The following is a 21,876-nucleotide window of genomic DNA, read 5'->3' as shown; positions in this document are numbered from 1 at the left end:
GGTGGTTCCGTCATAGGAGGTCCTGTGCGGCAACGGGTTCGAAGGTATGGCCGACGGTCCCGTCGGGCCGTCGTCCCAGGATGGTACGCACGCGCCACCGAGGGTCGACCTGCTCGGGGTAGTCCGTGCGGACGTGCCCGCCTCGGGTCTCCTCCCGGAGGGCTGCGGCCAGCGTCAGCACCTGCCCGACGTGCAGGAGGTTCGTGGTCTCCCAGGAGTCGGGGCTGGGCTCGGTGGAGGTGGCGGCTGCCGCCAGCGCGGTGAGCGACTCCGCTGCCGCGGCCAGGGACTCCGCGGAGCGCACTGCGCCGGAACCTCGGGTCATCGCGGCCTGGACCTGGACCCTCGCCGAGCCGTCCAGCAGAGCCACGCCGTCACCGGCCCGGTCCACGCCACCCTCGTCGAGGGGTACGAGCTCCGCGACGGCCGAGGGCAGAGTCTGCTCCGTCGCGACCGGGGTCCCCTGCGGCAGCTCGCCGGCGGCCAGGCGAGCGCTGATGTCGTCCGCGATCCGGTGAGCGAAGACCAGGCCCTCCAGCAGCGAGTTGGACGCCAGCCGGTTCGCCCCGTGGACCCCCGTGCAGGACACCTCTCCGCACGCGTACAGGCCGTCCAGGCAGGAGCGGCCGTGCAGGTCTGTGCGCACCCCACCGCTGGCATAGTGCTGGGCCGGCGCCACGGGCAGCAGGTCGGTGGCCGGGTCGAAACCGAGCTCACGACACCTCGCGACGATGGACGGGAACCGCTCCTCCAGGAATGCGCGCCCGAGGTGCCGGGCGTCGAGGAAGACGTGGTCCTCTCCCAGCTCCCGCATCCGGTCCACGATCGCTCGCGACACCACGTCCCGGGGCGCGAGGTCCGCCAGGGGATGGAGCCCCTTCATGAAGCGCACCCCGTCCCGGTCGACCAGGAAGGCCCCCTCGCCGCGTACGGCCTCCGAGATGAGCGGCTGCTGGCCGCTGGAGCCGGCACCGAGCCACAGCACGGTCGGATGGAACTGCACGAACTCCACATCGGCCAGCACGGCGCCCGCGCGGAGGGCGGCAGCCATCCCGTCGCCGGTCGCCACCGGCGGGTTCGTCGTCGCGGAGTAGACCTGTCCGAGGCCGCCGGTGGCCAGGACGACGGCGCGGGACAGGGCGGCCCCCACACCATCCATCTGCCCTTCGCCGATGACGTGCAGGGTCACCCCGCACACCCGCGAACGGTCGTCCTGCAGCAGGTCCACCACCAGCGCGTGCTCGATCACCTCGATCCCCGGGTCGTCCTTCACCCGGTGCAGCGCCGCGATGAGTGCCCGTGAGATCTCCCTGCCCGTGGCGTCGCCGCCGGCGTGCGCGATGCGGTCCCGGCGGTGACCGCCCTCCCGGGTGAGCTTGAGCTCGCCCTCCGCGTCGAGGTCGAACTCCGCGCCGAGGGCGACCAGCTCCCGCACCCGCTCCGGGCCTTCGTGGACGAGGGCCGTCACGGCGCCGACGTCGCAGAGGCCGCAGCCGGCGACGAGCGTGTCGTGCAGGTGTTCCGCAGGCGAGTCTCCCGGGTCCAAGGCCGCAGCGATGCCGCCCTGGGCCCACTGCGTCGAGCCTTCGTTCAGCACCGTCTTCGTCACCAGCAGGACCCGGTCGACCCGCTGGCGCAACCGCAGCGCCGTCGTGAGGCCGGCGATCCCCGAGCCGACCACCACGACGTCGGCGGACGTCGTCCACCCCGGGACCGCGGCGACGAGCCGCCGCGGGATGCGCGGGTGGGCGTCAGCCATGGGCCCGCTGCGTCACCGCGGAAGTCCTCAGCCCGAACCCCTCGGGGACGTCCCCGCCGTCATGACCGACCTCGATGATCCGGTTGGCTCGGTCCACGAAGACGACCTGCGGCTCGAACGTGCGTGCCTCCTCGTCGCTCATCGCCGCATACGCGATGACGATCACCGTGTCGCCCGGGGAGATCAGACGTGCGGCGGCGCCGTTGACACACAGGATGCCTGAACCGCGCTCACCCTCGATGGCGTACGTCGTCAAGCGCGTGCCGTTGTCGACGTCGACGACGTCCACCTGCTCTCCGGGGAGCAGCCCGGCAGCGTCCATGAGGTCACGGTCGATCGTCAGCGATCCGACGTAGTGGAGGTCGGCCTGGGTGACCGTCGCGCGGTGGATCTTGGCGTAGAGCATGAAGCGCTGCATGTCGTGGTCCTTGCTTCCAGTCCGCGAGAGGCTCAGCCGGTGGCCGAGGAGACGTCCGAGAAGACCTCGAGCGCACCGCCCCCGGGCCCGACGTCGATGGGGAGGTTGTCGATGAGGCGGGTGGTGCCCACCCGGCCCGCCACGGCGAGGAGCGCCTCGCCGCGGTACCACTCCGGCACGTCCTCGAGCGTCGAGGGGTGGACCAGGACGAGGTAGTCGACGAGTGCGAGCGGCTCACGTACGAGGACCGCGCGGGCTGCGCGCCGGATCGCCGACGGTCCTTCCGAGGCGGCAGCGGCCCCGGCCTGCAAAGCGCGGGACAGGCACAGCGCGACCTCCCGATCCGACTCGGTGAGGTAGGTGTTGCGACTGCTCATGGCGAGACCGTCCGGTTCCCGGACCGTCGGCACCGAGACGACGTCCACGGGGAAGTCGAGGTCGCGGACCATCCGCCGGATCAGCAGCAGCTGTTGAGCGTCCTTCTGGCCGTAGTACGCGCTGTCCGCGCGGGTCAGGTGCAGCAGCTTCGCCACGACGGTCAGCATCCCGTCGAAGTGACCGGGCCGGGCCTGGCCTTCGAGCACAGTGCCCAGCGGTCCGGCGGAGATCCGCACCCCGGGGTCGCCGTCCTGGTAGATGACGTCGGGCGTGGGCGCGAAGACCAGGTCCACCCCCGCGCCGCGGCAGATCTCCATGTCGGAGTCGAAGGTCCTGGGGTAGCGGGAGAGGTCCTCGCGGGGGCCGAACTGCAGCGGGTTCAGGAAGATGGTGACCACCACGTGGGCCGCGCGCTTGCGCGCCGTCTGGATCAGCGCGGCATGACCCTCGTGCAGCGCTCCCATCGTCATGACGACGGCGACGTCCCCGCCCGTCAGGCTCCCCCGGGCGGCGCTGAGCTGGGCCCGCGTGCGCGCCACCACGGGACCACCGACCTCGGCTGCGCCGGCAGCCCTGGCCGGCGGGGCGGCTGGTCCTCCGGCTAGGCCTCCGGCTGGGTGGGCGACAGCCCCCGTGACAGGGTCGGCGACGACGTACGGGTCGTGCGCGGGTGGCATACCGGTCTGGCTGCTCACTTATCGCTCCTGATCGCTCGCGAGGATGTCCAGCAGGGGCTCCGCGACGTGGGGCTTGAGGCGGCCACTGGCCAGGGCTCGCTCCGCCGTGGCCCGTGCCAGGGCCACATATGTGGCACGGATGTCCGGAGTGAGGCTCTGGAGCTGTCGCAGGTGCTCGGCCACCGTACCGGCATCTCCGCGCGCCACCGGGCCGGTGAGGGCAGCGTCACCTGCGCGGAGCGAGTTGTCGAGGGCAGCGGCGACCAGTGGCTCCAGGAGCCGAGAGGGCGACTCGACGCCCGCGGCGCGCAGGGCCTGCAGTGACTGGGCCACGAGCGTCACCAGGTGGTTCGCGCCGTGCGCGAGCGCTGCGTGGTACAGCGGTCGCGAGGCGTCCTCCACCCAGACCGGCTCGGCGCCCAGCTCCAGGACCAGCGCCTCGGCCACCGGCCGCAGCGGTTCCGGCGAGGTGACGCCGAAGCAGCAGTCCACCAGACGGTCGAGGTCCACCGTGGTGCCGGTGAACGTCATCACGGGGTGCAGCGCCAGGCCGAGGACGTGCTGCGCGAGCGCCGGGGCGTACACGTCCAGCCCGTGCCGGCCCGAGGTGTGCGCCACGAGCTGGCCGGCCTGCCACGTGTGCGTCGACGCGAGTCCCGAGACCAGGTCGGCCAACGCGTCGTCCGGGACGGCGAGGACCACCAGCTCAGCCCCGCGCACCACCTCGTCCGGAGCCAGTACCGGCACGCCGGGAAGGAGCTCGGCGGCTCGCGCCTGCGACGCCTGGCTCACGGCCGAGACGGCCACCACCCGGTGGCCCGCACGCTGGAGCGCGGCACCCAGGACGGCGCCGACCCGCCCCGCGCCGACCACTCCGACGTCAAGCCTGGCGGGACGCTCGTCGACCGTGGTCACGACGCCAACCTACCGGCGGCTCAATAGGCTGCGCGGATGGGTTCGGTGTCCTGGCGACGAGCGTGGCAGGAGGCGCTGTACGGCGACCATGGCCTCTACCGGCAGCCGGCCGGCCCCCAGGGACACTTCCTCACTGCCACGCACGGCACACCCGGCGCCGCGCTGGCGGGCGCTCTCGTCCACCTGGCTCGCGAGCATGGGCTGACCCACGTCGTGGACGTCGGCGCGGGACGTGGCGAGCTGCTCGGGCATCTGCACGCTGCGGGACCTACCCTGCGCCTGACCGGCGTCGAGGTGGTGCCCAGGCCCGAGGAGCTTCCCCCGGAGGTGACGTGGCTGGTCTCCCCGGGTGGAGCAGCACTTCCGGACGGGCTCCGGGCCCTTCGAGACGCCCTCGTCGTGGCACACGAATGGCTGGACGTGGTGCCCTGCCCCATCGCCGAGGTGGACGAGAAGGGCGTACTGCGCCACCGGTGGGTCGAGCCGTCCACCGGCACGGAGTCCTGGGGGCCGCCGGTGCACGGCGAGGACCTCCGGTGGGCCGTGGCCCACTGGCCGGCGTCGACTCCCGGCCAGCGCGTGGAGATCGGGCTGGCGCGTGACCGCTCGTGGTCCGGCCTCCTGGCACGGATCGAGACCGGCGTGGCGCTGGCCGTCGACTACGGCCACCGGGGAGGGGAGCGCCCCGCCTTCGGCACGCTGACCGCGTACCGGGCGGGACGTCAGGTCACCCCGGTGCCGGACGGGACCTGTGACCTGACCGCCCACGTGGCCATGGACACGCTGGACCACGATGAGCTGCTCGACCAGCGGACCGCGCTGCGTGGGCTGGGGGTCGTCGCCGGCCGGCCACCTCGTGAGCTGGCCAGGACGGAGCCCGCGGCCTACCTTCGGGCCCTCGAGCGATCCTCGGCAGCCGCAGCCCTGACCCGCCCCGGCGGTTTCGGCGACTTCCTCTGGGCGGTCAAACGAGTGGGCTGACCACCAGCCGCTCGAACCCGCGCAGGACGAAGGTGGGTCGGCGGACCGCCTCGACGACCTCCAGCCGCGGGTACCGCTCGAGCAGGGTCCGCAGCGAGATCTCCAGCTCCAGCCGGGCCAGCGGTGCACCGAGGCAGAAATGGATCCCCGCCCCGAACGCCAGATGCGGGTTGGGGTCGCGGTGGGGGTCGAAACGGTCGGGCTCGGTGAACACCGCCGGGTCGCGGTTCGCGGCACCCAGCAGGGCTGCGACCTTGTCTCCGGGCGCGAGCCGTATGCCCGCCACCTCGGCCGGCTCCTTGGCCGTCCGCTCGAAGAGGTGCAGCGGCGAGTCGTGACGGAGGAACTCCTCGACCAGCCGTGATGCGGCACCAGGCTCGTCCAGGTCGACTTCCTGTGGGCGCCTCACGCCCTGGGGACTCCCGGTCCCTGGCCCGGCTCCGGCCTCCGAGGTGCCGGTCCCGGCCGCCTGGTCGGCTTGGGCCCGCAGCCATGAGTGCAGCCCGTTGCCGAACCCGTTGACGCTCGCCTCGTGCCCGGCGTTGAGCAGGAGCACCGCGGTCGCGACCAGCTCGTGGGTCGAGAGCCGGTCTGAGCCGTCCCGTGCCTGGACCAGGTCGGTGAGCAGATCCTCCCCTGGGCGAGCGGCACGGTGGGTCGCCAGATCCTCGACATACGCCGCGAACTCCGCGCTGGCCGCGCGGGCGTGCGCCTCCTGCTCCGCGGTGCGGTCCACCTCGTACATCCTCACGATGGCCTGGCTCCACGGCCGCAGAAGGTGCCGGTCGGCCTCGGGGAAGCCGAGCAGCTCGGCGATGACGAGCACCGGCAGCGGCTCGGCGTAGTCCGCGATGGCGTCGAACGGGCCGTCCGGGAGGCGGCCGAGCAGCTCGACGGCCAGCGCCTGGATCCGAGGGGCCAGACGCTGCACGTGCCCACGCCCGAAGGCGCCGGCCACCAGGCGACGCAGCCGGGTGTGCTTGGGCGGCTCGCTGTCCAGGATGGAGTCCGCGTGCAGCCAGTTGAACGTCCCCCAGTCGGACTCTGGACGACGGTCCGCGAAGACCCTCCCGAGCCGGCGGTCCCGCAGCACCGCTGCCACCTCGGCGTGTCCCGTGGCCACCCAGACCTGGAGGTCGCTGTGCCAGGCCAGCGGCGCAGCGGAGCGCAGCCGGGCCAGGTGCGGGTACGGGTCGTCGACGACCCTCGGGTCGCGCAGGTCCAGCAGGTCAGCGGCATCCACGGTCCGTCGGCTCGGCACGAGGGCAGCCTGCCGCAGCGTCACTGGTTTTGTCAGGGGGTCCGGCACCGGCACACTGGATGGTTGCTGTCCCTCTGAAAGGACCTCTGTCCCCATGAAGCACCAGCACCGGCTCGGCCCTCTCGTCGCGCAGGGCCACCTTCCCGTGGCCGGTCGTCTCTGCCGCCCCATGGCCGCGGCCGCCCTCACGGCGGTGGTGGTCACGGCCTGCGGTGGAGCGCCGCCCCGGGGCGGCGATGTGACCGTCACCGTGACCCCGACCGTCACCGCCAGCGGCACCGGAGCCGTAGGCTCGAACGGCTCCGCGGACGGTGCCGCCCCACCCACGAGTGACGACAAGGGCCGCGCCTACGACTTCGGCGTGGTCAGGAAGGTCAGCGACGTCGCAGGCACGAGTGTGCTGGAGCTCGACCGATGGACGTGGAAGGGCCTTGCGGACACCAAGCTTGCGGCGCAGGGAGTTCCCCTGGGTCCCTTCAAGGGGGCGGAGCCGTACGAGAACCAGAACGCCCGGCTGACCTACACGCTCCCGGTGGCGGACGGGGCGCGAGTCCTCTACCACCACTGCGTGGCGGCCGACGAGCCCCTGCAGACGAAGTCCGTCGACCCCGGACAGCTGACCGGCCTGGCCGACGGCGAGAACACCGTCCTGGTCAAACTCGACGACCAGGGCCGAGTCGTGGCCGCCGACAACATCCCAGGCTGCCCCTCCTGAGCCAGCCGGCGCGTCGCCGGGCCCGCCCTCCGGTCGCGGCGGTCTGCCTCGGCCCGACGGCATACGGCAGACTGACCGGGTGACCACCACGCAAGGCCCGCGCCAGCTCACGGTCGGCATGGGCGCGGGCGGCCTGGCCACGGCCGACATGGTGCTCAACATCGGTCCTCAGCACCCTGCCACCCACGGCGTGCTCCGGCTCCGGATCGTCGTCGACGGTGAGCGGATCGTCAGCGCAGAGCCGATCATCGGGTACATGCACCGAGGGGCGGAGAAGCTCTTCGAGGTGCGCGACTACCGACAGATCGTGGTGCTCGCCAACCGGCACGACTGGCTCTCCGCCTTCTCGAACGAGCTCGGCGTGGTGATCGGCGTCGAACGCATGCTGGGCATGGAGGTACCCGAGCGCGCCGTGTGGGCCCGAACCCTGCTGGCTGAGCTGAACCGGGTGCTGAACCACCTCATGTTCCTCGGGTCCTACCCCCTGGAGCTCGGCGCCATCACGCCGATCTTCTACGCGTTCCGCGAGCGCGAGGAGCTCCAGGCCGTCATGGAGGAGGCCTCCGGCGGGCGGATCCACTACATGTTCAACCGCGTCGGCGGTCTCAAGGAGGACCTGCCGGCGGGCTGGCTGGACCGCGCGTCCCAGGCCGTCACGGCCGTGCGCCGCCGGCTTCCCGACCTGGAGTCGCTCATCGTCGGCAACGAGATCCTCGAGGCGAGGACGCGAGGAGTCGGCGTGCTCACTCGGGAGACCATCGAGGCGTACGGCGTGTCCGGGCCGATCGCGCGCGCCTCGGGGCTGGACGTCGACCTGCGACGGGACGAGCCGTACCTGGCGTACGGGGAGCTGTTCGTCGACGGTGGTCCGGGCCGCGTGGTGACGCGGACGGCCGGCGACTGCCTCTCGCGCCTGGAGGTGCTGCTCGAGCAGGTGCACGTCAGCCTGGACCTGTCGGATGCCTGCGTGGAGCGGCTCAGGACGCTTCCGCAGGGACCCGTCAACGTGAAGCTTCCGAAGGTGCTGAAGGTGCCCGAGGGGGAGCTGTACACCGCGACGGAGAACCCGCTCGGCTTCAACGGCTACTACCTCGTGTCGCGCGGGGAGAAGACGCCGTGGCGGCTGAAGCTGCGGTCCGCCAGCTTCAACAACGTGGCGGTGCTGGCTGAGGTGCTCCCGGGAAACCTCCTGGCGGACATGGTCGCGATCCTCGGCTCGACCTTCTTCGTCGTCGGAGACATCGACAAGTAGCGACTTTGTATGCGGTGAGCCGCGTTCGCGCGGCGGTTCGGGCCCCGGGACCGGTCTTTCGCATACAAAGTCGCGAGTGGGCTCAGTCGGTGTCGTCCTCGGGAGGTTCCACGCGGCACATCCGCTGCGTCAGCATGCCCGCTGCGGTGAGCACCAGAGCGGCGACGCACAGCGCCAGCAGCCGCCACAGGAGGTCCCGGTACCCCGGCAGGTCCAGGTCCGAGATGGCGTGAGCCGCCTGCGCGGCGTACCAGCCCAGCACCGCCGCGCCGGTGAGCGCGGCGGCCTGCGCGAGCACGAGCGTGCGCGCCGCCCTGATCGGGCTGAGCGGCCGGCGCGCCTCGCCACGCAGGAACCGGCGGACCGGCAGCCCGGCGGCCACCACGAGGATCGCCATGACGACGATGAGCACCGACGACACCCACGACGCGGGACCGAGCAGGTGACCGCGGTTGAGGTACAGCCGCCAGCCCATCCAGGCGATCACGCCCACGACGACCGTGATGGCGGCGAGCTGCGACCAGCGAAGGCCCCGTCCTTCGTTCACCACGGTCCCTCCAGCAGGTCCACGTCGGGCCCGGGACGCACCCCGGAGGTGTCCAGGCCGCTGACCAGGTCGGCGACTCGCCGCACCTGCCCGTCGACGCGCAGAGCGGCCTCCGGCTCGGCCTGGAGCCATGGCACCAGGACGAAGGCGCGCTGGTGGGCGCGGGGGTGCGGAAGCGTCAGGTTCGCGGTGTCCATCCGGACGTCCGTGTCGAAGACCGGGTCGCCGTACTGGATGAGGTCGAGGTCCAGCGTGCGCGGTCCCCAGCGCACCTCGCGCGTCCGTCCCTGAGCCCGCTCGATGTCATGCAGCCCGCTGAGCAGGGAGGACGGGGCCAGGTGGGTCGTCCCGGTCACGACCGCGTTGAGGTATGGCGGCTGGTCCGGGCCGCCGACTGGGTCCGTCTCCACCACCGGTGAGACCTCCACGATGTCGATCAGCCCGTAGAGCGCGATGGTGGCGTCGTGCAGGTTCTCCACCGACTCCCCGAGGTTGGAACCCAGGGCGATCACCACCGGCGCCTGACGTTCCCGGGCCACCCGGACCTGCACGTCGGTGAACGGATGGCCGACCGGCGCCTCGGGCTTGTGGACCACCACCTCGACGGCCTCCACCAGGGGCCGGGACAGCACGCGGTCCGCGATCCGCGCGGCCAGAGCCTCGATGAGGTCGAGCGGCTCTCCCTCGACGAGGGCCACGACATCCCCGGCCACCTCAGCGTAGTTCACCGTGTCGGCCAGGTCGTCGCTGGACCCGGCCGGGGCGAGGTCGAGGTACATCGTGACGTCGACGACGAAGGTCTGGCCGTCGCGCTTCTCGAAGTCCAGCACGCCGTGTCGGCCGCGCGCGCAGATGCCCTTCAGGACGATCTGGTCTGTCATGGGGCCTCCTGGATGGCGCGCGCGGTGCGAAGGGCGTCGAGCGTGGACCGGACATGGTGAACTCTGACGCCCCACGCGCCCAGGCGGGCGGCGTGGATGGAGGTGGCGGCCGTCGCGCTGTCCCGCTCGTGCGCAGGTCGCGGCGGGTGACCGGCCGGGACCCCGAGCCTGCCGAGGAACGCCTTGCGCGAGGTGCCCACGAGCACCGGGTAGCCGAGGCCGAGCACCCTGTCGAGGTGGCGCAGCAAGGTCCAGTTGTGGGCGGCCAGCTTGGCGAAGCCGAAGCCAGGGTCGAGCACGAGCCGGTCCCGCGACATCCCCTGGGACACGAGGGCGGCGGCGCGCTTCGACAGCTCGTCACAGACCTCCGCGACGACGTTGTCGTAGACGGCCCGCGACTGCATGTCGGCGCTGTGGCCCCGCCAGTGCATCGCCACGAACGGCACGTCGCAGCGGACCACCAGCGGCACCATCGCGGGATCGGCGAGCCCTGAGCTGACGTCGTTGACGATGGCCGCGCCCGCCTCGAGCGCCGCCTGTGCGACCTCCGCGCGCATGGTGTCGACAGAAACCATCGCGCCGTCGCCGGCGAGGGACTCCACCACCGGCAGTACGCGGCGCAGCTCCTCGGCCGTGGAGGGCCGCGCGGCGCCTGGCCTGGTCGACTCGCCTCCCACGTCCAAGATGTCCGCCCCCTGCGCCACGAGCTCACGACCGTGCTGGATGGCGGCCGACGTCTCGAACCACTCACCGCCGTCGCTGAACGAGTCTGGGGTCACGTTCACCACCCCCATGACCACGGGCAGGCCGTCCGCGCGCCGCAGCGGCCAGCGCAGCGTTGTGCCGCTCATCGTGGCCAGCCGAGCCGGCCCAGCTTCGGCCACACCAGGAAGGCCTCGGCCTGCAGGGCCGCCAGCGCGACGCGTGGCAGGTCGGCCGCGGTGGGGTAGACGAGGAACCGCGGCTGCCAGGTCGGGTGGAACTTGGCGTTGAACCGGTACAGGCTCTCGATCTGGAGCCAGCGGGAGGCGAACAGCAGCAGGCGTCGCCACAGCCTCAGCACCGGGCCGGCCCCCAGTCGCTCGCCGCGCTCGAGGCTCGAGCGGAAGGCCGCGAAGTTGAGTGATACGCGTTTGATGCCCAGCGAGGGGGCCAGCCGCAGCGCCTCCGCGATCATGAGCTCGTTGACGCCGGCCTCGGCGGAGGAGTCGCGGCGCATCACGTCCAGAGACATCCCGTCCGTCCCCCAGGGCACGAACTGGAGGAACGCGCGCACGACTCCGTCCTGTCGTGCGGCCACGAGTATGCAGTCGGGGTCGCAGGGGTCGAGCAGGCGTCCCAGCGCCATGGAGAAGCCGCGTTCGGTGTCGGTGGAGCGCCAGGCGGCCGCGTCCTCCATGGCCTGCGCGCGCATGCCTGCCGGCAGGTCACGGACGCGGCTGATCTCCACCACATACCCGGCCTTGGCGATGCGGCCCACCATCTGGCGTACGTTGCGCATCGGCCGGCCCTGGAGGCCGAACGTCGTGGCGTCGACCACTGCCTCGTCCCCGAGCTCCAAGGCGGTGAAGCCGGTCTCGCGCACCCACACGGTGCCGGCGCGCTCTGAGCAGCCGAGCACCGCGGGCGTCCACGCGTGGGCCACCGCGGCGTCCAGGAACGACCGGATCGCGCCGGGCCACGCCTCGGGGTCGCCGATGGGGTCACCGCTGGCGAGCATCACTCCGGAGACGACCCGGTAGGCGATCGCCGACTTGCCGCTCGGCGACCAGGTGATGCTCTTGTCGCGACGGGTGTTGAAGTAGGCGAGGGAGTCGTCGTGCCTCGTCATGAGACTCCGCAGCCGGGCCTCGTCCTCGGCGGTCAGCTCCGGGCGTGGCTCCGGTGCTCGAAGGGCGAGGTACACCGGCGTGACCAGGGTCATCAGGCCCAGGCCGAGGAGCAGGGAGCCGACGATGTCCGCGGACCGGTCGGCGGTGAACCGCAGCGGGCCGTCGGAGCCGACGGCCCCCAGCACCAGCTCGCCCGCCAGCGCGGTGGGTGCCGGCATCCCGCCGGCGATGTCTCGGCGGTTGAGCCAGATGACGGCGGTCCCGATCCCTATCGAGACGACGAGCAACACGGCGAAGGCGCGGACCGCACGCCAGCGCGTCGAGGGGTCCCCGAGCGCGTAGAAGCCGCGACGCTGGCGGACCAGCAAGGCGAGGCCCAGCACGGAGATGACCGCCGAGACCGGCTCGGTCTTGACCGCGTGCAGGGCCACCGAGAGTGCCAGGAGCGCCACCGCGGCCCGCCATGCTCTGCGCTTACGGCGCTTGAGCGAGTGACCGAGCACGATGAGGAAGATGCCGGACACCACCGTCGCGGCGGCGGCGGCGTCGGTCAGGGCGCCGGGCACGACCTCGGTGACCAGGTGCAGCCGCACGCGCCAGGTGTGCAGCAGGCCGGTCAGCAGGTCGAGAAAGCCGATGAGGTACGTCAGGTTGCCGAGGAGTCGCGGCGCCCTGTCGGGGCTCAGGATGCCGGGGGTGGCGGTGCTCGTCGGACGCGTCAGTTCGCGTCGGGTCACCGCTTGCCCCCCAGGAGCAGGGACATCGCCTCCGCGCGCGTGGCCGGGTTGCGCAGCTGCCCGCGCACCGCGGACGTGATGGTGCGGGACCCCGGTTTGCGGATGCCGCGCATCGACATGCACAGGTGCTCGCACTCCACGACCACGATCACCCCCTGGGTGCCGAGGTGCTCGCACAGGGCGTCGGCCACCTGGGTGGTCAGACGCTCCTGGACCTGCGGGCGACGGGCATACATCTCCACGAGCCGGGCGATCTTCGAGAGCCCGGTGACCTTGCCGTCGGCCCCGGGGATGTAGCCGACGTGGGCGACGCCATGGAACGGCACCAGGTGGTGCTCGCACATGCTGTAGACCTCGATGTCGCGCACGAGGATCATCTCGTCGTGGTCGATCTCGAACGTCTTGGACAGCACCGCCGCGGGGTCCATCCGGAGCCCCGCGAAGAACTCCCCGTAGGCGCGCGCCACTCGCGCGGGTGTCTCCACCAGGCCGTCGCGGTCGGGGTCCTCCCCCACGGCGAGCAGCAGCTCACGCACGGCCGCCTCGGCCCGCGCGTGGTCGATCACGTGAGCGGCGTCAGTGCCCATCGGGGTCGACCTGGCCACCCTCGGGCACCTCGATCACCTGGGTCGGCGGGTGCTCGTCCTGCTTCACGGCACCGGCCTCGGCCGCCTTCTCGATGGCCTCGGCCGTCTGACGGTCCGAGCCGGCGGACTGGAGGGACGAGGTCCCGTTGCCGTTCTGCGCTGCGCGCTCGGCGGGGGTGAGTACGGGCGGCTGGTCCGAAAGGAACCGGGTCTCGCTGGACAGCCAGGTGGGCCGCAGGGGCCGCTTGCGCACCGGGGCGAACAGGGCGGCGAGCTCCTTGGCGTTGAGCGTCTCTTGCTCGAGCAGGTCCAGGACGAGCCTGTCGAGGATGTCCCGGTTGTCGTTGATGACGTGCCAGGCCTCGTCGTGCGCGTTGTCGATGAGCTTGCGCACCTCTTCGTCGACGACGCCGGCGACGTCCTCGCTGTAGTCGCGCTGGTGGCCCATGTCGCGGCCGAGGAAGACCTCGCCCTGGCTCTGGCCCAGCTTGATGGCCCCTACGCGCTCGCTCATGCCGTACTCGGTGACCATCTTGCGGGCCAAGCTGGTGGCCTTCTCGATGTCGTTGGCCGCGCCGGTCGTGGGGTCGTGGAAGACGACCTCCTCCGCGACGCGTCCACCCATCGCGTAGGCCAGCTGGTCGAGGATCTCGTTGCGCGTGGTCGAGTACTTGTCGTCCGTGGGCATCACCATCGTGTACCCCAGGGCGCGACCGCGCGGCAGGATCGTCACCTTGGTGACGGGGTCGGTGTGGTTCAGCGACGCCGCGACCAGCGCGTGGCCACCCTCGTGGTATGCCGTGATCTTGCGCTCCTTGGCGGACATGATCCGGGTGCGCTTCTGGGGTCCGGCGATGACCCGGTCGATGGCCTCGTCGAGCGCGGCGTCGTCGATGAGCTTCTTGTCGCTGCGCGCGGTGAGCAGCGCCGCCTCGTTGAGCACGTTCGCGAGGTCGGCACCGGTGAAGCCCGGGGTACGCCGGGCGACGGCCAGGAGGTCGACGCCGGACGCCATGGGCTTGCCCTGCCCGTGGACCTCGAGGATGCGGTGCCGGCCGATCATGTCCGGCGCCTCCACCGCGATCTGGCGGTCGAACCGCCCTGGGCGCAGCAGCGCCGGGTCGAGGATGTCCGGGCGGTTGGTCGCGGCGATGAGGATGACGTTGGTCTTGACGTCGAAGCCGTCCATCTCGACGAGCAGCTGGTTCAGCGTCTGCTCGCGCTCGTCGTGGCCCCCGCCGAGCCCGGCGCCGCGGTGTCGGCCCACGGCGTCGATCTCGTCGACGAAGACGATGGCAGGCGCGTTGGCCTTGGCCTGCTCGAACAGGTCGCGGACGCGGGAGGCGCCGACGCCGACGAACATCTCGACGAAGTCGGAACCGGAGATGGAGTAGAACGGGACTCCGGCCTCCCCCGCCACTGCCCGCGCCAGCAGGGTCTTACCGGTGCCGGGAGGACCGTAGAGCAGGACTCCCTTGGGGATCTTCGCCCCGACGGCCAGGAACTTCGCGGGCTCGGAGAGGAACTCCTTGATCTCGTGGAGCTCCTCCACCGCCTCGTCGGCACCCGCCACGTCGGAGAACGTGACCTTCGGGGTGTCCTTCGTGGCGAGCTTGGCCCGCGACTTGCCGAACTGCATGACCCGCGAGCCGCCGCCCTGCATCTGGTTCATCAGGAACCAGAACAGTGCCAGCAGGATGATGATCGGCAGGAGGGACCCGAGCAGCGAGACGATCGGGTTCGTGTCCTTGATGGCCTGGTTCGTGCCCCCGGGCGGCGGGTTGTCCTGGAGCAGCTGGATCATCGCGGGGCCGGCCGCCTCGACGTACTGCGTCCGGACCTTGGTGGCGTCCTTGATGTTCTTGCCGTCCGAGTACGTCTCGCCCTTCTTGAGGTCCAGGTCGACGACCTCGTTGTTCGTGACGACGGCGCGCTCGACCTTCTTCTGCGTGATCAGCTGCTGGGCCGCAGAGGTGTCGATGCGGGTGTAGCCGCTGCCCTCGCCGATGGTGAAGACCATCAGCGTGATCGCGATGATGGCCACGACCCAGAACAGCGGGGCCCGAAGGATGCGCTTGAAGTCCATGTGTGTAGCGGGGCTGGCAGCCCCGTGCCTCCTGCTCGATCAGGCTCTGTGCCGCCCCCGGCCTGGAGGAGGCTCTACGACGACGGTACTACGGCGGGTCTGCCGCGGTTCGTGCTGGACAACGACCCGGACCGGCCCGGTGTTCCGTCGGCGCCGCGGCCGTTCGGCCCGTGGACACCGTCAGGCGGCCCGTGGACTGCCTCAGGCGTAGACGTGTGGCGCCAGCGTGCCGACGACCCGCAGGTTCCGGTACTGCTCCGCGTAGTCGAGCCCGTACCCCACGACGAACTCGTTGGGGATGTCGAACCCCACCCACTTGACGTCGATCTCCACCTTGGCCGCTTCAGGCTTGCGCAGCAATGTGCAGATCTCGACCGACGCGGGCGAGCGGGACTCGAGGTTGGCGCGGATCCAGGAGAGGGTCAGACCGGAGTCGACGATGTCCTCCACGATGAGGACGTGCTTGCCGGAGATGTCCGTGTCGAGGTCCTTCAGGATGCGCACGACGCCCGAGGACTTGGTGCCCGAGCCATACGACGACACCGCCATCCAGTCGACCGGAGCCGTCCCCGGAAGGGCACGGGAGAGGTCTGCCATCACCATGACCGCACCCTTGAGGACTCCGACGAGGAGCAGGTCCTTGCCCTCGTACTCCGTCCAGATCTGCCCGGCCAGCTCCTCCAGCCGGGAGTGGATCTGCTCCTCGGTGATGAGGACCTTCTGGAGGTCGGCTCCCATGTGGGCAGCGTCCACGGCTCAGCTCCTGGTGGCATCGGTGACATCGGACGACGAACGTGCAGGCCGTCGGTCGGGCGGCCTCCGGGCGCCTATTCAACCGGAGCCGGCGGGGCCAGCGATACCCGGCCGCCCGAGCGCACCGCGTGCAGCGGACCGGGCAGGCTGACCGGCCCCTGCCCGTGCCAGCGCGTGAGCAGCGCGTCGCAGGCCTCGGTATGCCGCGTGCTCAGCTGCCCGGCGGGTGCGCCGGCCGCCAGGGCCAGGCGCCGCCAGACCCGCGTGCGGGTGGCGCGCGGCAGCTCGGCGAGCGCCGCGACGTCCCAGGGACCGGGACCCAGGGCCGTGACCGCCTCCTCGGCCAGGTGGTCGAGCTCGTCCGCGTCGTCGCGAAGCAGGTCCGCACTGCGCGCCAGGGCCGCCGTCACGCCAGGTCCGAGGTCACGCTCCAGATCGGCCAGGGCCCGGCGCGCCCTCACCCTGGTGAACGAAGGGTCCTCGTTCATCGGGTCGTCCCACCAGGCCAGGCCCGCCGACTCGACCGACCTCCGGGTCGCCGACCGAGGGATACCGAGCAACGGCCGCCGAAGGCGCCCGCGGGCGCGCGGCATCCCGGCCAGAGAGCGTGCGCCGGCACCCCTCGTGAGCCCCAGGAGCACCTGCTCGGCCTGGTCGTCGAGAGTGTGTCCTAGCAGCAACAGGCGGGCACCGTGCAGCTCGGCGGCGGCTTCCAGGGCCTCGTAGCGCGCGGACCGCGCCGCTGCCTCCAGGCCCTGAGCGGTCCCCGGCACCTCGACGCGGGCGACGTCCACCGGCTCGAAGCCCAGCGCCCGACAGGTCTCGGCGGCGTCCGCCGCGACGGTCGCAGACTCCCTCTGCAGCGCGTGGTCGACCACGACGGCCCCGTACCGCATGGCAAGGCGGGGCGCCTCGAACGCCGTGGCCGCCGCCAGAGCCAGGGAGTCCGCCCCTCCACTGCACGCCACCAGTACCAGGTCGCCCGGGTCGCACTCGGCCAGCACGACTCGCACAGCGGACCGGACGGCCGCCGTGGTGGGGTCCGGACCGCTCACCGGTACCTCACCTGCGACTCACCCGCTCAGCCGTGGACTCTGGCGACCCACGCGGAGGGCGTCTCGATCTCCGACGGCTTGGGCAGCGTCTCCGGCGACTCCCAGACCCGGTTCAGCCCATCGGTGCCGACGGCGTCCACGACGGCACGGACGAAGACCGCACCGTCGCGGTACTGGCGCATCTTCGCCTCCAGCCCCAGCAGGCGCCGCAACATCCTGTCGAAGGCCCCGACGCCCTTGCGGCGCTCGTCGAACCTCCGCCGGATCTGCGCCACCGAGGGGATCACCGCGGGGCCGACGGCGTCCATCACGACGTCGGCGTGGCCCTCGAGCAGCGACATCACCGCGGTCACCTCGGCCAGCTGGGCCCGCTGCTCCGGGGAGGTGATGAGGTCGGTGAGCCCGGCTCCACCGCTTCGCAGGGCGTCGGGCAGCTGCCTACCGAGCCTGGCGAGGGTGTCCTGAAGCGTCGTGGGGTCGGGGACGAGGTCGGTGGCCAGCGTCCGGATCCGCTCCACCATGTGGTCGCGAAGCCACGGAACGGCGGTGAACTGCACGCGGTGCGTCTCCTCGTGCATGCAGACCCACAGCCTGAAGTCGGACGGGTCGAGATCCAGCTCACGCTCGACCTGCACGAGGTTGGGTGCCACCAGCATCAGCCGCGGGGTGCCCTCGGGCGCGAGGTCGTACTGTCCCAGCACCTTGCTCGCCATGAAGGCCAGGAGGGCGCCGGCCTCACCACCGGTGACCTTGCCACCGATGGCCTTGACCGCCTCGCTCGGCGCAGCCTTCTGCCGGTCCGCGAGCTTGCCCAGGACCGGGTTCATGAGCGCCGCCATCGAGTCGGCGTTGAGGGCGATCCAGGTCGCACGGTCCACCACGATGGGTCCCGGCGCGTCACCGGGGGCATGCAGCCGAGCGGTGTCGGCGACCGGCTGCTGGGCGCGCAGCGCGGCCTGACGAACCTCGGTGACCACCTGCTCGGCCTCCGCGGCGGTCACCTTGGGACCCGGCGCGACCAGCTTGGCTCCTGCGGCCTTGGCGAACTGCCAGTCGACGTAGCCGCCGGTCGAGGACTGGTCGCTGGACGGCTGGTGGGTCTCCGGCATGGTCATCCCCTCACCGTAGGTCAGCCGCATCCACACGTCGCGAGCGCCGCCACGAACCGGTCCAACGCCGCCCTCGCCGTCAGGGTTCCGACCCCAGCGGGAAGGCGGTCGGCCAGGACCACGTAGGACAGGATCCTGCCGTCGGCGTCGATCACTGTGCCGGCCATCGCGCTGGCCCCGGTCAGCGTGCCCGTCTTGGCCCGCGCGATCCCGGCCACCGCATGGGTGTTCCTCGCCAGGAAGCGGTCGTGAAGGGTGCCGCTGAGACCCGCGACAGGGAGCCGGGCCACCGTGTCCTGAAGGGACGGCAGGGAGCCGTCCGTCCCGAGCTGGAGCACGTCGGACAGCACGCGCGGCGGGATGGCCTGGCCAGGGGTGAGTCCGCTCGTGTCCTTCAAGGTGGTCCCGGTCAGGTCGACCCCCTTGCCCGCAACGGCACGCCTGACGAAGGCGACGGCGGCGGCGAAGGTGGGCGCGTCTCCGGCCTTGACGGCCGCCTGCCGGGCCAGGCCCTCGGTGAGCGCGTTGTCGCTGTCGTCCAGCGAGAGCGCGAGGACGTCGCCGACCGGCGCGGACTCGACCCGGCCGAGCACGGCAGCACCGGCCGGGGCCGGTGTGGACCACGTGCCCTGCGGCATCAGCTTCGCAGTGATCCCCAGCTGGGCGAGCGCGGCGACGAACGCGGCGGCTGTGGCCGCCTCCGGGTCCCGTGGCGCGGGCTTGCCCGGCACGGCGCGCTGGCCGGCGAGCCCGAGCATGGACACTCCGCCGGTGTAGCCGGCCGCGATGTCGGCCTCGGCCCATCCCGGCGCCCAGCGCGCGCCGCGCGCGTAGCTCGTGTCGAGGCGCAGGCGGACCGTCGACGTGCCGGTGGGAAGCAGGGCCTGCGCCACCTGGCCGGCCAGGTCACCCAGCCCCGCGTGGCCCTCCACTGCCGTGGGGTCCCCCTTCCCTCCGGCCAGCATGGTGTCCCCGCCGGCGACGAGGACGATGTCACTCGCCCCGGCCCCTCGCACGACCGTGGTGGGGAACGCGGCATGGGGGTCGAGGGTGGTGCCGACCGCCAACGCCGTGAGCAGCTTGGCCGTCGAGGCGGGCACCCGGGGGCGGTCCTCACCGCGCTCCAGCAGGACCTGGCCTGTGAAGGCGTCGCGGACCACGACGCCGGGCGCCGGCCCCAGACCAGGGTCCCGGAGCACGGCGCGCAGGTGCGCCGCCACTGCGGCCGGGTCCGGGATGGGGGCGGACGCCGAGGCCGGCCGTAGCGGCGCGGCGGCCGCGTCGACCGTGGGAACGGTCACCGACGGTCCCGCCGTCCGGCCCGCCGTCGGGGCGGCCTGCGTCGGGGCGGGCACCGGCTGGTCCCGCGTCAGGACGCCCGGTACGACGTCGTAGACGTCGAGCGCGCCATACCCGAGCAGGAGGGCCGCGAGGATGCCGGCGACGGCGTGGGAGCGACGCACGCGACCCCCTCCGGCCTGGACTTGCGTCATACGGGACACTTGGCGGCGAGCCTAGGACATAGGTGCGCGGACAACGGAAGGCACTGTCGTGGAGTTCGACGTCACCATCGAGATCCCCAAGGGGCACCGGAACAAGTACGAGGTGGACCACGAGACCGGGCGCATCCGGCTCGACCGCCTGCTCTTCACCTCGACCCGGTACCCGGCCGACTACGGGTACGTCGAGGACAGCCTCGGCGAGGACGGCGACCCTCTCGACGCGCTGGTGCTCCTGGAGGAGCCGACGTTCCCCGGCTGCCTGGTCCGGGCACGGCCGATCGGGATGTTCCACATGCGGGACGAGGCCGGCGGCGACGACAAGATCCTGTGCGTGCCGGCGGGCGACCCGCGGCAGGCGCACCTCAGCGAGCTGGACCAGGTCAGCGAGTTCGACCGTCTGGAGATCCAGCACTTCTTCGAGACCTACAAGGACCTCGAGCCCGGCAAGTCCGTGGAGGGCGCGCACTGGGGCGGCCGCGTAGAGGCGGAGCAGGTCGTCCACGAGGCCATCGACCGGGCGAAGGCCGCCGGCATGACGACTGCGCGCTGGCGGATGCCCGACGTGCACGCCGAGCCGATGTCCGACGCGAGGCCGCCTACCGAGTGATCCCGGGCCAGGTCACCCCTCGGGCGCCCGTGGTCAGGGTCGCCCGGCGTACGGCAGAAGGTCCGACCGATAGATCGAGGCGTAGCGGACGTTCGCGCCGGCGTGGGGCGCCTCGATCATCTGACCGCCGCCCACGTAGAGCCCGACGTGATGGCTCTCGGGACCGGACGTGCCGTAGAAGACGAGGTCTCCGGGGCGCAGGTCGCTGATCGGCACTCGGGCGGTCTCACCCCACTGCGCACCGGTGTAGTGCGAGAGGTAGACACCCGCCTGAGCCCACGCCCGCATGGTCAGGCCCGAGCAGTCGAACGCATCGGGACCTGCAGCCCCCCAGCCGTAGGGCTTGCCCAGCTGCTGCTGCGCGTAGCCGATGACGGCTGACACGCCTCCGGAGGAGGGCGGCGGCGTGACCGGGTCCGGGCGTACCGGAGCCGGCTCGCTCGGTGCGGGCCTGGGGGCCGGTCTCGGTGCCGGTCGGGGGCGCGTCCTGGGAGCTGCGGGGGACTTCCTGGGCCGGACCGGGCTCTTGGCCGCGGGCTTCGCAACGAGCTTGGCCGCCCGCTCGGCCGCCTTCTCTGCCGCGACAGCCGCCGCCCGCTGACGCTGCGCCTCGGCGGCGGCGCGAGCCGCTGCCTGCTCGGCCGTCTTCCGGGCAGCGGCGTCCTTGGCGGCTCTTGCCCGCTCTGCGGCCAGGCGTGCCTGCCGGGCCGCCTCGGCGGCGGCGGCCCGTGCGGCCGCCGCTGCGGCGAGGCCGTCCTGGCGCTGACGCTCGAGGTCCACGGAGGTCTTCCGGAGGGTCGCCAGCTGCGTGACGAGCGCCGCCTGTTCGTGCTGGATCCGGGTCGCAGCCACCTGCGCCTGGTCGGCCTGGCTCTGCGCCGTGTCGCGGGCGCGCTGCGCCTGCTCGGCGGCCTTCGCCTGCGCGGCTTGAGCGTCATCCGCCTGGCGCTTCAGCGTGGCCGCGACGACCGAGGTCGCCTCCGCCTTCTGGAGGGAACGGGCGCGCGCGTCCCCCACGGCCTCCAGCGCCGTCGCTCGGTCCATCAGGTCCTGCGGACCGTTGCTGTCGAGGTACGCCTGTAGCTCGCCGAAGGTGCCACCCTGCTGGTAGACGTTCGCGGCATACCGGCGCACCTCCAGGCTCGCCGCGTCGGCCACCTTCTGGGCCGCCGCCGCACGCTTTCGGGCCGCCGCCGTCTCGGCGGTGCGCTGGTCGAGCTCGTAGCGCGCCCCGTTGTACGCCTCCCCGGCAGCCGCCGCACGGTCCTCCACGTCGGCGAGCTGCGCGCTCGCCGCGGCGTACTGGCCGTCGAGGAGCGAGATCTTCCCCGCAGTGCCGGTGACGGCCGCCTTCGCGTGGTCCACCTGTGACTTGGAGGGGTAGACGGGCCCGGGGTCCGCCGTCGCTGTCAGGGTGGTCGAGAAGGCCAGCGCGCCGGCCAGCGACAGCGCGGAACCGGCGCGGAGCGCGCGGCAGACAATGGCGGTACGGGGCACGGGGAAATGCCTCTCTCGATCGGACTGGTTCAGCCGGTTGAGAGTAGAGCCGCATTTTCACTTAAAGCACTCTCGTCACATCATTCCCACCATTTCGGTGCCTTCCGGAAAATGACAGTGATGTGATTCACCGAGTTACACGAATGTCTTTCCGCAGCCCGTCCGCTCGGTTCGATCACGTGTCCAGAGATGGTCACAGGTTGGTAACGAAATTGGCCGTCTCCGCTGGTCAAGGCCTCTTCAGACCTCCCCAGCGCTGTTCCGAAGTCCGGGACTTCGGGTCCCAGCCCGGCGTGTCCCTCCGAAGTCTGGGACTTCGGCGAAAAG

The 21,876-nt window shown here is 71.9% G+C and carries 20 protein-coding genes; 4 read left to right on the top strand and 16 right to left on the bottom strand.

What is annotated here, in order from left to right:
- Window positions 1–10 precede the first annotated feature (10 nt).
- Genes PHA84_RS06270 through PHA84_RS06255 form a run of 4 tightly spaced genes read right to left on the bottom strand, consistent with a single transcriptional unit; the run spans window position 11 to window position 4,147 of the window.
- Window positions 11–1,759 carry an L-aspartate oxidase gene (locus PHA84_RS06270; RefSeq protein ID WP_270887244.1) on the bottom strand — a complete coding sequence of 583 codons (1,749 nt, stop codon included), beginning with the start codon at window positions 1,757–1,759 and terminating at the stop codon, window positions 11–13.
- Window positions 1,752–2,177 (bottom strand): aspartate 1-decarboxylase, encoded by a 426-nt coding sequence (gene panD, locus PHA84_RS06265; protein ID WP_270887243.1) that lies wholly within the window; start codon window positions 2,175–2,177, stop codon window positions 1,752–1,754. The genes PHA84_RS06270 and panD overlap by 8 nt, the downstream gene beginning before the upstream one ends.
- Before the next feature lie 32 nt (window positions 2,178–2,209).
- On the bottom strand, window positions 2,210–3,250 hold the full coding sequence (panC, locus tag PHA84_RS06260) for a pantoate--beta-alanine ligase (RefSeq protein ID WP_270887242.1): 1,041 nt from the start codon (window positions 3,248–3,250) through the stop codon (window positions 2,210–2,212).
- A complete protein-coding gene (locus tag PHA84_RS06255) occupies window positions 3,251–4,147 on the bottom strand; it encodes a Rossmann-like and DUF2520 domain-containing protein (RefSeq protein WP_270887241.1) in 897 nt (298 codons plus the stop codon).
- A gap of 36 nt (window positions 4,148–4,183) precedes the next feature.
- On the opposite strand from PHA84_RS06255, the gene PHA84_RS06250 reads away from it, so the two are divergent.
- The gene (locus PHA84_RS06250) at window positions 4,184–5,128 is read left to right on the top strand and encodes an SAM-dependent methyltransferase (RefSeq protein WP_270887240.1); all 945 of its coding nucleotides are present in this window, start codon (window positions 4,184–4,186) and stop codon (window positions 5,126–5,128) included.
- Here PHA84_RS06250 and PHA84_RS06245 read toward each other — a convergent pair.
- Window positions 5,112–6,389 (bottom strand): cytochrome P450, encoded by a 1,278-nt coding sequence (locus PHA84_RS06245; RefSeq protein WP_270887239.1) that lies wholly within the window; start codon window positions 6,387–6,389, stop codon window positions 5,112–5,114. The genes PHA84_RS06250 and PHA84_RS06245 overlap by 17 nt on opposite strands.
- A 94-nt stretch (window positions 6,390–6,483) precedes the next feature.
- Here PHA84_RS06245 and PHA84_RS06240 point away from each other — a divergent pair, with 94 nt between their 5' ends.
- Both PHA84_RS06240 and PHA84_RS06235 read left to right on the top strand, forming a co-directional pair.
- On the top strand, window positions 6,484–7,104 hold the full coding sequence (locus tag PHA84_RS06240) for a hypothetical protein (RefSeq protein WP_270887238.1): 621 nt from the start codon (window positions 6,484–6,486) through the stop codon (window positions 7,102–7,104).
- A gap of 118 nt (window positions 7,105–7,222) precedes the next feature.
- Complete coding sequence (locus PHA84_RS06235; RefSeq protein WP_270887528.1) at window positions 7,223–8,356, top strand: NADH-quinone oxidoreductase subunit D; 1,134 nt, start codon at window positions 7,223–7,225, stop codon at window positions 8,354–8,356.
- An 82-nt stretch (window positions 8,357–8,438) separates the two neighbouring features.
- On the opposite strand, the gene PHA84_RS06230 is transcribed toward PHA84_RS06235, so the two are convergent.
- The 10 genes from PHA84_RS06230 to PHA84_RS06185 form a co-directional block, all read right to left on the bottom strand.
- A complete protein-coding gene (locus tag PHA84_RS06230) occupies window positions 8,439–8,903 on the bottom strand; it encodes a DUF3180 domain-containing protein (RefSeq protein WP_270887237.1) in 465 nt (154 codons plus the stop codon).
- Window positions 8,900–9,784, bottom strand: coding sequence for a 2-amino-4-hydroxy-6-hydroxymethyldihydropteridine diphosphokinase (folK, locus tag PHA84_RS06225; RefSeq protein WP_270887236.1), 885 nt, complete (start codon window positions 9,782–9,784; stop codon window positions 8,900–8,902). The genes PHA84_RS06230 and folK overlap by 4 nt, the downstream gene beginning before the upstream one ends.
- Entirely contained in the window at window positions 9,781–10,635 is an 855-nt protein-coding gene (gene folP, locus PHA84_RS06220; protein ID WP_270887235.1) for a dihydropteroate synthase, read from the bottom strand. Before folP ends, folK begins: the two co-directional genes overlap by 4 nt.
- On the bottom strand, window positions 10,632–12,353 hold the full coding sequence (locus PHA84_RS06215) for a phosphatidylglycerol lysyltransferase domain-containing protein (RefSeq protein WP_270887234.1): 1,722 nt from the start codon (window positions 12,351–12,353) through the stop codon (window positions 10,632–10,634). The genes folP and PHA84_RS06215 overlap by 4 nt, the downstream gene beginning before the upstream one ends.
- Window positions 12,350–12,940 (bottom strand): GTP cyclohydrolase I FolE, encoded by a 591-nt coding sequence (folE, locus tag PHA84_RS06210; RefSeq protein WP_270887233.1) that lies wholly within the window; start codon window positions 12,938–12,940, stop codon window positions 12,350–12,352. Before folE ends, PHA84_RS06215 begins: the two co-directional genes overlap by 4 nt.
- Entirely contained in the window at window positions 12,930–15,026 is a 2,097-nt protein-coding gene (ftsH, locus tag PHA84_RS06205; protein ID WP_270887232.1) for an ATP-dependent zinc metalloprotease FtsH, read from the bottom strand. The genes folE and ftsH overlap by 11 nt, the downstream gene beginning before the upstream one ends.
- Before the next feature lie 201 nt (window positions 15,027–15,227).
- Window positions 15,228–15,779: a hypoxanthine phosphoribosyltransferase gene (gene hpt, locus PHA84_RS06200; protein WP_270887231.1), complete on the bottom strand. Its 552-nt coding sequence runs from the start codon at window positions 15,777–15,779 to the stop codon at window positions 15,228–15,230.
- A 74-nt stretch (window positions 15,780–15,853) separates the two neighbouring features.
- The gene (gene tilS / locus PHA84_RS06195) at window positions 15,854–16,834 is read right to left on the bottom strand and encodes a tRNA lysidine(34) synthetase TilS (RefSeq protein WP_270887230.1); all 981 of its coding nucleotides are present in this window, start codon (window positions 16,832–16,834) and stop codon (window positions 15,854–15,856) included.
- Window positions 16,835–16,860: 26 nt separating this feature from the next.
- Window positions 16,861–17,949: a zinc-dependent metalloprotease gene (locus PHA84_RS06190; RefSeq protein WP_270887229.1), complete on the bottom strand. Its 1,089-nt coding sequence runs from the start codon at window positions 17,947–17,949 to the stop codon at window positions 16,861–16,863.
- Window positions 17,950–17,963: 14 nt separating this feature from the next.
- Window positions 17,964–19,406 (bottom strand): D-alanyl-D-alanine carboxypeptidase/D-alanyl-D-alanine-endopeptidase, encoded by a 1,443-nt coding sequence (locus PHA84_RS06185; RefSeq protein WP_270887228.1) that lies wholly within the window; start codon window positions 19,404–19,406, stop codon window positions 17,964–17,966.
- Between the two features lie 88 nt (window positions 19,407–19,494).
- On the opposite strand from PHA84_RS06185, the gene PHA84_RS06180 reads away from it, so the two are divergent.
- Complete coding sequence (locus tag PHA84_RS06180; RefSeq protein ID WP_270887227.1) at window positions 19,495–20,052, top strand: inorganic diphosphatase; 558 nt, start codon at window positions 19,495–19,497, stop codon at window positions 20,050–20,052.
- Window positions 20,053–20,085: 33 nt separating this feature from the next.
- Here PHA84_RS06180 and PHA84_RS06175 read toward each other — a convergent pair whose 3' ends face one another.
- Window positions 20,086–21,549 (bottom strand): C40 family peptidase, encoded by a 1,464-nt coding sequence (locus tag PHA84_RS06175; RefSeq protein ID WP_270887226.1) that lies wholly within the window; start codon window positions 21,547–21,549, stop codon window positions 20,086–20,088.
- Window positions 21,550–21,876 lie beyond the last annotated feature (327 nt).

Origin of the sequence: Pedococcus sp. 5OH_020 (genome assembly GCF_027812955.1) — a bacterium.
Lineage (GTDB): Bacteria > Actinomycetota > Actinomycetes > Actinomycetales > Dermatophilaceae > Pedococcus.
The sequence above is the reverse complement of the archived record's forward strand: the minus strand, read 5'-3'. Positions and strand labels throughout refer to the sequence as shown.